This is a genomic window from Streptomyces sp. NPDC020845, assembly GCF_044334165.1.
Classification (GTDB): domain Bacteria; phylum Actinomycetota; class Actinomycetes; order Streptomycetales; family Streptomycetaceae; genus Streptomyces.
On sequence record NZ_JBIRSJ010000008.1, the window covers coordinates 523,198 to 536,517 of the forward strand.

At 68.0% G+C, this 13,320-nt stretch carries 12 protein-coding genes and 2 pseudogenes; 5 read left to right on the plus strand and 9 right to left on the minus strand.

The annotated features are described in order from the left end of the window. Nucleotides 1–39: 39 nt before the first annotated feature. Nucleotides 40–1,464: a family 43 glycosylhydrolase gene (locus tag ACH4U7_RS23475; RefSeq protein WP_398529791.1), complete on the plus strand. Its 1,425-nt coding sequence runs from the start codon at nucleotides 40–42 to the stop codon at nucleotides 1,462–1,464. A gap of 165 nt (nucleotides 1,465–1,629) precedes the next feature. Next, on the plus strand, nucleotides 1,630–2,547 hold the full coding sequence (locus ACH4U7_RS23480) for an alpha/beta hydrolase (protein ID WP_398529792.1): 918 nt from the start codon (nucleotides 1,630–1,632) through the stop codon (nucleotides 2,545–2,547). A gap of 97 nt (nucleotides 2,548–2,644) precedes the next feature. On the opposite strand, the gene ACH4U7_RS23485 is transcribed toward ACH4U7_RS23480, so the two are convergent. Together ACH4U7_RS23485 and ACH4U7_RS23490 are read right to left on the minus strand one after the other, a co-directional pair. Further along, nucleotides 2,645–2,773 (minus strand): hypothetical protein, encoded by a 129-nt coding sequence (locus tag ACH4U7_RS23485; RefSeq protein WP_398529793.1) that lies wholly within the window; start codon nucleotides 2,771–2,773, stop codon nucleotides 2,645–2,647. Nucleotides 2,774–2,877: 104 nt separating this feature from the next. After that, a complete protein-coding gene (locus tag ACH4U7_RS23490; RefSeq protein WP_398529794.1) occupies nucleotides 2,878–3,507 on the minus strand; it encodes a DUF6461 domain-containing protein in 630 nt (209 codons plus the stop codon). Between the two features lie 74 nt (nucleotides 3,508–3,581). Here ACH4U7_RS23490 and ACH4U7_RS23495 point away from each other — a divergent pair. Next, a pseudogene (locus ACH4U7_RS23495) lies at nucleotides 3,582–4,789 on the plus strand (IS256 family transposase). A gap of 20 nt (nucleotides 4,790–4,809) precedes the next feature. Here ACH4U7_RS23495 and ACH4U7_RS23500 read toward each other — a convergent pair. After that, nucleotides 4,810–5,751 carry an NADP-dependent oxidoreductase gene (locus ACH4U7_RS23500; RefSeq protein ID WP_398529795.1) on the minus strand — a complete coding sequence of 314 codons (942 nt, stop codon included), beginning with the start codon at nucleotides 5,749–5,751 and terminating at the stop codon, nucleotides 4,810–4,812. Between the two features lie 100 nt (nucleotides 5,752–5,851). On the opposite strand from ACH4U7_RS23500, the gene ACH4U7_RS23505 reads away from it, so the two are divergent. Continuing rightward, nucleotides 5,852–6,265 (plus strand): winged helix-turn-helix transcriptional regulator, encoded by a 414-nt coding sequence (locus ACH4U7_RS23505; protein WP_398529796.1) that lies wholly within the window; start codon nucleotides 5,852–5,854, stop codon nucleotides 6,263–6,265. A gap of 892 nt (nucleotides 6,266–7,157) precedes the next feature. Here ACH4U7_RS23505 and ACH4U7_RS23510 read toward each other — a convergent pair. From ACH4U7_RS23510 to ACH4U7_RS23535, 6 genes and pseudogenes are all read right to left on the minus strand, one after another. Beyond that, nucleotides 7,158–7,895, minus strand: coding sequence for a VOC family protein (locus ACH4U7_RS23510; RefSeq protein WP_214936921.1), 738 nt, complete (start codon nucleotides 7,893–7,895; stop codon nucleotides 7,158–7,160). Between the two features lie 317 nt (nucleotides 7,896–8,212). Further along, nucleotides 8,213–8,623 (minus strand): hypothetical protein, encoded by a 411-nt coding sequence (locus ACH4U7_RS23515; protein ID WP_398529797.1) that lies wholly within the window; start codon nucleotides 8,621–8,623, stop codon nucleotides 8,213–8,215. A 457-nt stretch (nucleotides 8,624–9,080) separates the two neighbouring features. Further along, a complete protein-coding gene (locus ACH4U7_RS23520; RefSeq protein WP_398529798.1) occupies nucleotides 9,081–10,076 on the minus strand; it encodes a hypothetical protein in 996 nt (331 codons plus the stop codon). 140 nt (nucleotides 10,077–10,216) lie between these two features. Then, nucleotides 10,217–10,422 (minus strand): annotated as a pseudogene (locus ACH4U7_RS23525) (IS630 family transposase); the annotation flags it as partial. 519 nt (nucleotides 10,423–10,941) lie between these two features. After that, on the minus strand, nucleotides 10,942–12,180 hold the full coding sequence (locus ACH4U7_RS23530) for a hypothetical protein (protein ID WP_398529799.1): 1,239 nt from the start codon (nucleotides 12,178–12,180) through the stop codon (nucleotides 10,942–10,944). Between the two features lie 68 nt (nucleotides 12,181–12,248). After that, entirely contained in the window at nucleotides 12,249–12,791 is a 543-nt protein-coding gene (locus ACH4U7_RS23535; protein ID WP_398529800.1) for a hypothetical protein, read from the minus strand. Here ACH4U7_RS23535 and ACH4U7_RS23540 point away from each other — a divergent pair. After that, on the plus strand, nucleotides 12,778–13,320 hold a 543-nt coding region (locus ACH4U7_RS23540; RefSeq protein ID WP_398529801.1), incomplete at its 3' end, for a PucR family transcriptional regulator. The two genes, ACH4U7_RS23535 and ACH4U7_RS23540, sit on opposite strands and share 14 nt — an antisense overlap.

Consider the following 13,320-nt stretch of genomic DNA (forward strand, 5'->3'; position numbering starts at 1 on the left):
GTCGATCCTCTGCGCCAACCAGTGCCTTTGGAGCCGACGATGACCTACGCCCGACCGCTTTCGCCCAGCAGGAGACTCGGACGAGCAGTCGCCTGGGTAGTGGGCCTCATACTGGCCCTCGCCGTCCCCGCCGTCGTCCAGCCGACCGCGGCAAGAGCGGACAACCCGATCGTGCAGACCATCTACACCGCCGACCCCGCGCCGCTGGTCCACAACGGCCGGGTCTACCTCTACACAGGGCACGACGAGGACAACTCCACCAACTACACCATGAAGGAATGGCGGGTGTGGTCCTCCGACGACATGGTCAACTGGACCGATCACGGCTCCCCGCTCGGCCTGGCCTCCTTCAGCTGGGCATCCACCAACGCCTGGGCGGGACAGGCCGTCTACCGCAACGGCAAGTTCTACTGGTACGTGCCGATGACGAACCGGGCGACCGGCCGGATGGCCATCGGCGTGGCGGTGGCCGACAGCCCCACTGGGCCGTTCCGCGACGCCCTCGGTCATCCGCTGGTGGAGAACGGCCAGATCGACCCGACGGTCTTCATTGACGACGACGGCCAGGCATACCTGTACTGGGGCAACCCGGACCTGTGGTACGTCAAGCTGAACGCAGACATGACCTCCTACGCGGGCAGCCCCACCAAGATCCCGCTCACCACCGCGGGCTTCGGTACCCGTACGGGAGACGCCAGTCGACCCACCCTGTTCGAAGAAGGTCCCTGGGTCTACAAGCGCAACGGCCTGTACTACATCGTCTTCGCGGCCAAGTGCTGCTCGGAGTTCATCGCCTATTCGACCGCCCCTGGCCCGACCGGGCCGTGGACCTACAGAGGCACGGTCATGCCCACGCAGGGGGGCAGCTTCACCAATCACCCGGGGATCACCGACTTCAAGGGAAATTCATACTTCTTCTACCACAACGGCGCCCTCCCGGGCGGGGGTGGCTTCACGCGCTCGATCGCCGTGGAGAAGTTCTCCTACAATTCCGACGGCACGATCCCGACGATCAACATGACCAACGCCGGGGCACCTCAGGTCGGCACGCTCAATCCGTACACACGTCAGGAAGCCGACACGATCGCCTGGGAGTCCGGAGTCGAGACCGAACCGTCCGGCGAGGGAGGGCTGAACGTCGGATACATCGACAACGGCGACTACATCAAAGTCAAGGGTGTCGGGTTCGGTGCGGGTGCCTCGTCCTTCACGACACGTGTGGCCTCGGCGGTCGACGGCAGCGCCGTCGAACTGCGCCTGGGCGGCCCCAGCGGGACGGTGGCGGGCCGGTGCAGTGTGCCGAACACCGGTGGGTGGCAGACCTGGACGACGGTGTCCTGCCCGGTCAGCGGCGCGACGGGCACCCAGGATCTGTATCTGAGGTTCACCGGCGGCAGTGGCTATCTCCTCAACATGATTTGGTGGCGGTTCACCGCCGCCTTTGCCGCGGCAGCTTCGAAGTAGCGCCGTCAAGGTGCTGCCCATCCGCCTCGGGACCGACAGGAGCGCCATCCGTGTTCGGGCCGGAGCCGCAGCCCGGCCCGTACGACAGCAAGTGATCACTCACAGGCTCAGGCGACTGAGCCCGGCAACCACATCACCCCCCTCATCCACAACCAGGAGTCATCGATGTCGATGCGACGGCGTACCTTCCTCCGCACGGCCGCAGCGGCCGGCGTGGGCTTATCCGCGCTCGGCGGCACAGCGGTCGCCGGCACCCCGGCACCCCCGACGGCCTCCCGGCGGCCGGCGCCCACCCAGAAGTTCGCCATCGGGGTACGGCAGTTCAACTGGTCCCGCGGCGGACGCCAGCTCCTCACCAAGATCTTCTACCCGGCCGCCACCGGCAACCCGGGCGGCAACCCCATCCCGGACGCCCCCATCGCAAGCGGCGTCTTCCCCATCGCCGAGTGGAGCCACGGCATGGGGTGCAACTCCGACTGCTACTCCTCGCAGACCCACGACCTGGCCGCCGCTGGCTTCATCTGCCCCGCTCCCTCGTTCTCCGACAACACCAACATCGGCAGCGTCTACAACGGCAACTGGTCGAAGGACGTCTCCGAGGTACTCACCCGGACACTGGCGCTGAACAGCGCGTCGGGCAGCCCATTCGCCGGACACATCGACACCCAGGCCGGTGTCGGCGTATCCGGCCACTCGATGGGCGGGATGACCACCCACGGCCTGCTCACCGCCTGGCCGGACAACCGCATCGTCGCCGCCGTCCCGGTCGCCTGCGTGGACATGGGCAACCCCGCCGGCCTGGCCGCCAAGGTGCTGTTCATCCACGGCAGCAACGACGGGACCTGCAACATCAACTCGGCGCGCGCGGCGTACAACGAACTCCCCGCGCCGAAGGCGTTCCTCACCCAGAACGGTGCCGACCACGGCTCGTTCCTGACTCCGCAATACCCGTACTACGCCCAGACGGAGAACACCTTCCTGGACTGGTTCCGCTGGGGCCTGTACGGCGACACCGCCGCCCGAGACCGCCTCCAGGGCGACGCCACCAGCAACGGAACTTCCTGGGTGGCGGCCCTGGGATAGCCATGAACGACAACTCGCCCTGCCCGCTGCGACAACCGGAGCGGCAGGGCGTCCGCCCCCAGGGGGCCGCCCAAATGGACCCGCCAGTAGCGGGGTTCTACCGGTCCTGGGCGGTGCCGGGGACCGTCCACTCGCCCTCGACAACCGGACCGCTCGCGTCGAACTGCAGTCGGGAGAGGTGCTTGGTTCCCCCGTGCTGCTCCTCGCCTCGGCGTGCCGGCCCCATCCGGCCGTATTGCCCCACTGCGGGAGTGCCCGGAGCCTGGGTCAGCGGTACGCACCTCCTAGAGCTGCCGAGAGCACTGTCCGTGGGCGTGGCCCAGCTTCTCTTCACTCAGCGACGCGACGCACGTCGTGCAGAGAAGGCTGGACAGCCCCCAGGGCGCGGCCCATGGACGATGCGCGATTCGTCGGTGCGGATGGGCGGGCATGCGGCACCGGGTCGGGTGTCCGGTCTTCGTCGGCAAGGTGAGTGGTGAGCAGGGGGCCCGCGATGATGGCTGTGTCGAGAGAGATACTCGTGTGATGGGTGATGGCCTTCAGGGCGTGCAGGAGTCCTGCGCGGTCTGGGGTCGCCTGGCTGTAGGTGTGCACGAGATCCCAGAAATGGCGGGCCCCTTGCGGCATCCTGTCAGTGGCACCTGGTTCGAAGGCCTCGCGGCGCTGCCCGTCGCACCAGTGTGCCAAGCGATTCATCGCGTCTCCGCCCCGTAGCAGGGACAAGGTTTCGGTGCCTTGGGAGAGAGCGCTGAGAGGGCCCGGGCGAGAGCCGGCTCCGCCCACGTCCTCGTAGCAGAAAGACCATCCATTGAGAGTGCCGGCGCGCAGCACTGTTCCCCCGCGGAAGGCAAGGTCGTAGAGGTCGCTCGCTTCCGCATGGTCAAGCATCCGCGCCCTATTGGGGTCTGCACCATAGCGGCGCAGAACCTCGGCCGGTGCCAGGCTCCTGGTGAAGGTCACGCACCAAAGGGGGTAGCGCGGATCAATAGCCCATCCCCACTTATCGCCGCTGACCACAGGTGTTCCTTTCCAGGATGGCGGGGCATCCCCCGGGCCGTCAGCGCCTGGGGGGATGCCCCTTGTGTTTCAGGGTTCAGTTGGTGACGTGGATAGCCGAGTTGATTGACCTGTGCAATGAGCAGGGGCGGCGCTTGGTGGTGCGCAATGGCCACCACCAGCCTCGAAAGGTCACCACGTCGGCGGGCGCGGTGGAGGTGAGGGCGCCGCGGGTCAATGACAAGCTCGTGGCTGAAGCCACGGGTGAGCGCAGGCGATTCTCCTCGACAGTCCTGCCGCCGTGGTGCCGCAAGTCCCCGATGATCGCCGAAGTGCTACCCCTGCTCTACCTGCACGGCCTGTCCTCCGGGGACTTCGTGCCCGCGATGGAGCGGTTCCTGGGCAGCTCGACCGGACTCTCCCCGGCCACGGTCACCCGGCTGACCACACAGTGGCAGGCAGACCACGCCGCCTTCCAGGACCGCGACTTGTCCCGGACCGACTACGTCTACATTTGGGTTGACGGCATCCATCTACGGATACGCCTGGACCAGGCCAAGGCCGCTGTCCTGGTCGTGCTCGGTGTGCGCCCCGATGGCACCAAGGAACTGGTGGCCATGACAGACGGCTATCGGGAATCGTCCGAGGCGTGGGCCGGTCTGTTGCGAGACTGCGCGCGCCGGGGCATGCGCGCCCCGGTCCTGGCCGTCGGCGACGGCGCGCTCAGGTTCTGGAAGGCCCTGCGCGAGGTCTTCCCCACCACCCGCGAACAGCGGTGCTGGGTTCACAAGACCGTCAACGTGACCGACTCCATGCCCAAGTCCGCGCAGCCCGCAGCGAAGAAGGCCCTGCAAGACATCTACAACGCCGAGGACCGTGAACACGCCGAGCAGGCGGTCCGGGCGTTCGCCAAGCTCTGCCAAGCAAAGTTCCCCAAAGCTGTGGCGAAGGTCACCGACGACCAGGACGTGCTGCTGGAGTTCTACGACTATCCCGCCGAGCACTGGATCCATCTGCGGACCACCAACCCCATCGAGTCGACCTTCGCGACCGTGCGCCTCCGGACCAAGGTCACCAAGGAGCCGGTTCCCGGGCCGCCGGTCTGGCCATGGTCTTCAAGCTGATCGAGTCCGCCCAGACCCGCTGGCGCACGGTCAGCGGCGTCCACCTCGTTCCGCTCGTCCGCGCCGGGGCTCGCTTCGAACGCGGGCTCCTGGGCGAGTGGCGGGAGGACGCCGCAGCCTGATCACGCCTCACGCGATGCTTTCAGACCGTGATCGCAAGCTTGCCCTGCACGCCGCCGGCAGCCAGCACCTCGTGCGCCTCGGCCAACTTCTCCAGTGGGAAGACCTGCTGCAGGTGCACCCGCAGCCTCCCCGCCTCGACCAGCTCGGTCAGTGCCTCCAGGCCGGCCGGGTCCGGCTCCACGCCGACCGCCGCGAAGCGCACGCCGGACTGCTCCGCCAGCTCCGGCAGGGTGGTGCTGAGCCGCTCCACCGCCGTCACCAGCACGCCGCCCTGCCGCAGCACGCCGAAGGAACGCTCGGCGTTCCCTCCCCCCAGGGTCTCCAACACCACATCCACCGGCGCGTCCCGAAGCACCTCGGTGTAGTCCTGGGTCCGGTAGTCGATCAGCTGGTCCGCACCCAACCCGCGCAGGAAGTCGTGCTTGCCCGCGCTCGCCGTGCCCACCACCTCCGCGCCGAGGTGCTTGGCCAGCTGAACCGCGACGTGCCCGAGCCCGCCGCCCGCACCGTGAATCAGTGCCCGTTGCCCTGACCGCAGTTGCGCGATCTCCACCAGTGCGTGCCAGGCGGTCAGGCCGACCAGCGGCAGCGCCGCGGCCTCCTCGTGGCTGATTCCCGCGGGCTTGCGCGCCAGCTGCCGCGCGGGGGCGACCAGGTACTCGGCGTTCGCCCCGGCCGCGGCCGGGAAGTACGGCATCCCGTAGACCTCGTCGCCGACCTTGAACCGGTGCACACCCGGATCGACCTGCTCGACCACCCCGGACATGTCCCAACCCAGGACGAAGGGCGGCTCGCCCAGCAACGGGAAGCCTCCGGAGCGGACGAACAGTTCCACGGGGTTGACGCTGGTCGCCTTGACTCGGACCAGCACCTGCGTCGGTCCAGGTGCCGGCTTGGGGGCGTCGTCGACGAGCTCCAGCACCTCGGGGCCGCCGAAGGTCTTCTGAGTGATCGCGCGCATCGTCATGCACTCCTGTTCGGAAAGTCGCTTGGGATGTCCCTATCCTCGGCAGGGCAGTACCCGTTGAACAGAAGGCACTTCAAAGGTATATAGGTACCTCATGGGTACTACTGACGACCTGCGCTTCTACGGCGGCGCGGATGCCTATCTGGCTGCCTGCCCCTCGCGCCAGATCCTGGACGTACTCGCCAACAAGTGGACCATGTTGGTCATGGGTGCACTATCCGGCGGCCCGATGCGCTTTGGCGAGCTGCGGCGCCGACTGGACGGCATCACCCAGAAGATGCTCACCCAGACCCTTCGCACCCTGGAGCGGGACGGCCTGGTCACCCGCACGGTCTTCCCGACCATTCCACCAAAGGTCGAATACGCGGCCACCGGGCTGGGCGAGAGCGTCACCGCGCTGATGCACGCGATCCGCGCCTGGTCGGAGGAGAACATCAATGCCGTCCTGCACGCCCGCGACACCTACGACGCGCGGGCCGCCCAGGAGGTACAGCCAGTCACGGCCTGATCGCCTCCGGTTCGGCGGTGCCTGGTCGGCTTCGGACTGGTCATCGAGACCCAGCCCGGCTTGTTCACCCTGCGCCACCAGTAGCCCCACGTCGCAGCTCAGCTCAGAACGCCAAAGTCCAGCGATCGACAACTCTTGACAATTGCTCGATGAAGGGGTCAGTGCTTTTGCTGCCGCAGGTGTACTCGCGCCGCGTTTTGGCTGTGGCCTCACTCGGGTGACGCCTCAGGGGAGCGCCGTCACGCAGTGCGTTCTGGGCCCACCCATAGGTGGCTGCGGCGCCGCCGAACTCTGCGAGCGAGAACTCGAAGTTTGCTCGGACGTCCGGTACGACGCAGCCAGGGTTGGCACTGACCTGGCTATCGCAGCGGATGGGCCAGGGGTTGTCCCAGCTGACGTTCGGCTGTACGGGGATCGCGCCTGAGGCGACCACGTACATGTGGTGCTAGCGCCCGCACGGATGTGCAGGCGCCGCGAAGGTGTTACGAAGAGGCACTGGTTCACTGCGATCAGTGAATCGAGAATGGCGCTGAATGCTCGCTCGGCGGCTTACTGCGCACTCTTGCAACTCATAGCGCAGCATCATTGATGGCGCTCTTTGAAAACGGCCACCGCCGATCGGGAGTCACCCCATGCCTGCTCGATGGATCTCCCCAGTCATGGGACACCTGACCTGCCGCCGGGCGCCACAAGGGAGAGGCCAGCGCGTAGCGCCGCCGTAGGCGCCGAAGCCGTGCGGGCACCGCCGACGGCTACGGCCCGCTTGTGGCCTTCTTGCCCCCAAGGACGCGCGCTGGCTCACCAGGGGGGCCATCCCCGTCTCCGGCGGCATGGGCTGACGCCACGCGGTCTTCGCCGCTGCCCCGGAACCAGCCGGAGTCGTTGTTCAAGGTCAGCGAGGCGTGAGGAGGCAGAACTCGTTGCCTTCCGGGTCGGCCAGAACCGTCCAGGAGATTGCGGACTGATCAATATCAGGGTCGGTGGCGCCCAGGGCGCGCAGTCGGGCTGCCTCTGCGGCCAGGTCGTCACCGGGGTAGGGGCAGACGTCGAGGTGGACGCGGTTCCACACGCTCTTGGTGTCGGGAGTGCGGAGGAACTCCAGGTAGGGCCCGACGCCTTTGGCGGAGCGCATGGTCGCGTGGTCGTCGGTGACCTCGTGCAGCGTCCAGTCCATCGCCTCGCCCCAGAACCGGGCCATCCCTCGTGGGTCGGTGCAGTCGACCACCACCGCGGCGATCGGCCCGGTGTCCTGGTAGATCGGACGGGGCTCCAGGACGCAGAACTCGTTGCCTTCCGGGTCGGCCATGACCGTCCAGGGGACGTCGCCCTGCCCCACGTCGGCGAGCGTCGCGCCGAGATCCTTCAAGCGCGCGACCAACTCCGCTTGATGGGCAGTCGAGGTGGTGGCCAGATCAAGGTGCACGCGGTTCTTGACCGTTTTGGGTTCCGGGCGGGCGACGATGTCGATGCAAACGGCCACGGGGTCGGGGTAGGCGAAGCCCACGGGTTCGAGGTTGGTCACGCCGGGTCCCTCGCTGTCGACACCCCAACCGAGTGCCTCCGCCCAGAACCGGCCGAGCGCGGGGTCGTCATGGGCCTTCATGTTGATCTGCACGAGTCGTGTTGCCATGCCGCAGATCCTAGAAGCTCCGCCAGCCCAGGCCGCCGCGATCAGACATGTGCTCGACCAGGTACTGACTGTGGTCGCGCTTGCGGAGACTTCCGACCGAGGCGAGTCCTTGTGAACGAAGGCAAGCCCCGACGCCGACGCCACTGACCGATCGAATGCTGCTCAAGCCTGCGCCGGCCGACTCGGCCCGCACGCTCCACGAGCGGGCGACCCCAGCCGACAACACGCGCGACGCTGGCTGAAGCTACCCCACTCCATTGAACTCCGGACCAAGTGGGGCGACGAGTAGCCTTGGCCGTTTTCCGAGATCCTCATCATCATGTCTCCTCCCGAGATTGGGGTACGGTAGCGAGTTCGTCGGGCTCGTCGTCCTCGGCGTCGGAGCCCGCCTCACGCTCGGCGGCGAATTCGTCGAGGAGCTGGAACAAGACCTTGATCGCGCGCTTCTCGTCCTCGGGGGGCAGGTGTGAGGCGTCGTCCCAGCCGTCCGGAAGGGCGATGTGCAGGACTTGGCCGGGCCAGGCGTGGTTGCAGTGACGGCCGCGGCGGGCGACAAGCCACTCGTGCCAGCCAGTGAGTCCAGGCCCGCCGTGACGGACGGCGTGCTGGTCGTAGCCGGTCAGGAACGCGGCCAGCATGGAGAAGGAAGCCTTGCCGACGAACATGCCGGGGCGGTGGCCGATATGAGCGAAGTACTCCCGCTCGCTCATCTCCGAGAGCTGCGTCATGCGCCTTCTTCCGCGTCGGACGGGCGTTCGCCAGGTCTCCCCTAGTCTGGGCGGTGCCGCCGCCCGCGGCGCCGACATCGTCGACCTTGCTGCGCGGGGCCCCCGACGACCAGGCCGTCGGGGAGCCGGTCCAGCACGTTGATCGAGGGGTACTCCGGCACGCGCCGACTGCCGCGTACGGCCTGTGGCCGCGCTCAGAACAGGGAGGTGATCCGGTCAACGGCTATCGTGACGAGGCCCGCTCCCGCAGCGGACGCAGCGCCGACCGCCGCCCGCCACAGCAGCACCTTCATCCGGCGCCGGCGGCGCCCGGAGCGGTCGGCGGTCGAGGGCCTGGTCAGTGAGGTCGTCGGGGCAGGCGGCGAAGTAGACGCAGGCGTTCTCCTTCATCAGGGCGTGCGTGATCGGCGCACGGGGGTGGTTTGTACGACGCACGGCAGGGTGGGATACGGCGGGGTTACCCCCCGCAACCGCGGCCTGACCAGGTCACTGGTACGGGCCTATCCCGCTTTTCAAGTACCCGGAGGGTTGCTTCGAACGGCGGCTGCACCGGGTGCTGCAGGACCGGCGGGAGGGTCGTACCGAAGGACACGCTGAGGGGCGCAGGCCCCTTTTTCCAGGCCGCCCGTTCCTGCAGGCCAGCCCGCACGGGCAACGCACCGGGCCGCGGCGACACCTCCAACGGAGGGGCGCAGCGACGGCGGAATCTGCACGCCCCGGGGCGTGCACTGGACGAAGAATGTTTGCCCCGCCGGGAGCCAGACACGCGGCGGCGATCCGCCGCTACCCGCGGTTCGGGGTAAGGACAGACGTAGGTGGCCGGGCGGCCGTCACCGCCCTCGTCGGTCTTTTTCCGCCGCTTGAGGACCTCGCGGCCGCCTCGGGTGGTGGTGCGGGTGTAGTTCTGCGGCAGCACGCACCGCAGGACCTGCACCGCGGGCAGCTCGCGCAGCCAGCCCGGAGAGCTGGAGTGGTGGACCGCGCCCAGCAGGGCGAAGCCATCCCGCGCGAAGTCCACGGCCAGTTTCTGCTGCTTGGTCCGGGAGGTGGGCAGGCGCCGGCTGTCCACCCGCGGTCCGTAGCGCCTGCTCCATGAGGCCACGTCCACGCTCTGTGCGACCCAGTCCGGATCCGCGCAGGTCAGCGCTTCCAGTGCGGCGCGAACCGCCTCCCCGGCCAGTTCCAGCCGGTTCAGGTCCCGCACCGCCTCGGCAGCCTGCCGACCGGTCAGGTTCTCGGCCATCTGCAGCACCGTCACCAGCCCCAGGCGGCCCGGTGACCAGCCACGCGGCCCCGTTGCGAACGCTTCCGCGAACTCGGCATCCGCGAACAACTCACCGAGCCGATCACGCACCACGACCGGCAGCGGCACCTGACGGCCGGAGTACTTCGCCCGCACCGCCCGAGCCACCTCCGGCGCCGGCTCCGGCCACGACCGCGGCTCCATCGACACCGGGCCCCTCCCACTCCATGACCGGGAACGAGAAGGACCGGCCACCAGACCAGCCTGCCGCAACGATCAACACCCCGACCAGCGCAAACAGCAAATGGGCAACAGGATCGCGCAGGCGCGATCCTGGCGAGGTAGTCGGCGAGGGAAATGAGGATCTCGTCGGCGGTCTTGGTCCAGGTGAACGGGTTGGGGCTCTCGCTCCAGGTGTCGATCCAGTCGCGGATGTCGTTCTCGAGGGCCTGAACGGAGGTGTGGACGCCGCGGCGAATGAGTTTGTCCATCAGCAGGCCGAACCACCGCTCGACCTGCTGATCCATGAGGAGCCAGTCGGCGTGAGGTGGACGTGGCCCAGGTCAGCGACCCGGGCCTTGTTTGTTGTCCAGACCTCTCAAAGGTCACCGTGTCCGTTCCGTGCCAGATAGCTGTCGCGCGTGTGCGGCGGTCGCGTTAACTCCCCGGTGCACTGATCCGCACGCTCGATGCGCTCGGCAGGCCCCATCAGGCATGCTGGGCCCCTGAGCAGGTATGCAGCGGCGAAGACATTCGTACTGCCGGATTCGCTCGCCGAGCTGGGCGGGCCGACGGCGGCAGCGTCACGCTGCCGCGCCACATCGACTGGGGACCGCGCCACATCGGGCTGAACACGCTCGCCGAGGTCTACGGATACGCCCTCGCGGGCGGCTACACCGTCCAGGCCCACCACATCGTCAACCGTGACAGTGACGACGTAGACCTCTTCGCACCGTTCGACAGGGCAATCGGCGAGGTGGCGCAGGCCGCGGAGCAGATCACCACCGCCTCGTCGGCGAGGGCCCAGCGCAACGAGGGGGAGGTTGGGGGCGGTCGCTTGAGACGAACTGGTTCTTCATTGGCGCCCGCCGCTCTTCATCAGAGGATCACTTCGCGCAGGCAGCGCGCCAAAGGCCCCGCCGCTCATGCGCAGCCGCTCGACCAGGAGGGGCAGCCCGACGACGACTATCAACCACACCTGCACGTAGAGCCTGTCGCCCTCCATCGCAACCGGGTGGGCTGCGGACGTCAGCAGGCCCGTACCGCCCACGGCGATCAGGCAGAACGCGATGGGCACCGAGCGGCGCATCGCGCCCCAGACGCCCAACACCAGGAGGAAGAGCAGAGAGGGAGCCAACGCCTCTCGCTGTAGCCACTGCCACCAGTAGTTGGCATCGAGCCGGACCAGTCGGCGCCATGGGTCAGCGACTTCGGAATACGTCCAGTGGAGGGAGAAGGTGTCCTGGAGCGAATCCTCCAATCCGGGCAGTCGGAGCACCCTGCTCATCGCGAAGGCGGCCAAGGACTCGAAGAGCGAGACGATGAGCAGGCAGCGCGTGCCCTTGTGCCGGGCCTGTGGAACGAACATCAGCGCCATGGCGCTCGCCGCCACCAGGCATGGCGCCACCAGGGCGAAGCTTGAGTACTTGACCGCGAAACCCAGCGTGAAGGCCACCACGGACAGTAGAGCTCCCGCCACCCGCCGCCCCTGGCACAGCCACACCGCGCCGAGCAGCATGGCCGCCATGAGGGCAACCATCGGACCTTCCGTCATAGGCCGACTGCCCCACAGCCCTATGGGCGTGACGTAGTAGAGGCACTGACCGAGCCATGCCACGGGAGGCGGTGCACGCAGTGCGCGCAAGAGCACCAGGACCAGCAGCCCTCCGAGCGCCGTGAATCCCAGGGCAATGGCCGTCAGCCCCGCCTTGGCCCCCAGGAGCCGGACGAATGGTGCGGCCACCAGTGGATAGGCGGGGCGAGCATGAAAGAGCGCCTCGTACCGCGGATTGCTGGGGTTGAGGCCGTCCGCATGCTGAGCCAGGCAATCGGGGTACTCATAGCGGCGCACTGGGGCCCGGAACTCGATCTGATGCAGCATGCGGTTTCGCTGAAGCATGGCCGCCGTGTCCGCGCAGTAGGCCCGCAGCGCTTTGTCCTGGGCTTTCCGGTAGGGGTCGCCCAGGAACTCGTACGCTGAGCGAGCGTAGCGGTATGAGTCATTGGAGAAGCGCGTGCCTGGATAGGCGAAGACGTGCAACAACACGAAGACAGCGACCGTCAGTAACGGGATGATCTTGTGTATTCGCATCACGATACACACCCTAAATGCGAACAAACAGGGCAACATCTCGAATGGTCCACCAGGGTCTTCCTCTCGGCTCATCGTGCGTTCCAGAGGAAGATGGCGGCGGTCTCGTCATAGCGGCCGACGGCCGTGGGGGGCGGATGAATGCTCGTCGTCAGTCCACCCCGGGACCGCCCGAGGGTGTGGTCGCGCGGCTTGTCGGCCGGGGCCACCGGCATAGCAGCGAACAGCGGTCGATGACGGGTGCTGCGGCAGACGCCAGAGCTTGCCTCCAGTACCCGTTCTATCGCGTCGTCCCAGGTGTCGAAGGAGAACGGAACGGGAGATCCCGTGGGCTCGGCCAGGGCCGCACCGAATTGACGCCGCGACTCGACTTCTGTCGCCGTCGTGGCCCCGAAGCAGAAGCCCCCGAGCTGCTCGATCAGGGCGCGCAGCAGGTAGGTCTTGCCCATGCACCGCCTGCCACTGACGACCCCGAGCATGGCATGCGCCGAAGGCCTGCTCAGCTCAACGACTCGCTGCGCGAGCAGCACGCGCTGCTGCAGCGGACGGGAGACATCCACCGCCAGTTGACCGAGGTGGCCCTGCGCGGTGATGTCCCCGGTGGTGCTCGACAAGGATGTCGTCGCACGGATGTGGATCCCCGGTGAGTCGGCGGAGCTGGAGCCGCTCGGCCGCCGGGCCATCGAGCACGCGGCCGTGGTCGCCGCCCTCGAAATGCTCCGGGGGCGCACGGCTGTCGAGGTGGAGTGGCGGCTGCGCGGCGAGTTGCTGACCGACCTGCTCGCCCAGTCGCCCGCCGCCCTGGCCACCATTGTCGCCCGGGCCGGCCGGCTCGGCCACGATCTGCACCGCCCGCACGCCGTGCTCGTCGTCCGGGCCGACAGCGCCCCCGAACCCGACCCGAACCGGCGGATCGACGCACAGCGTCAGGTGCTGTCGGCCGTCCACGCGGTGGCATCCGGGCAGAGCCCTCGCCCCCTGGCCGCCCGCCACGGCGATGACGTCGTCGTGCTGTGGCCCCTGGACGTGCCGGCCGTCGACGGTTCCGCCCAGGACACGGCTCCGACGCCCGCTGAGGTCGCGCCGGGAACGGTCGCGCCCGAGACGGTGGCGGCCGCCGACGCCATCCGCGGATCCGTCGCG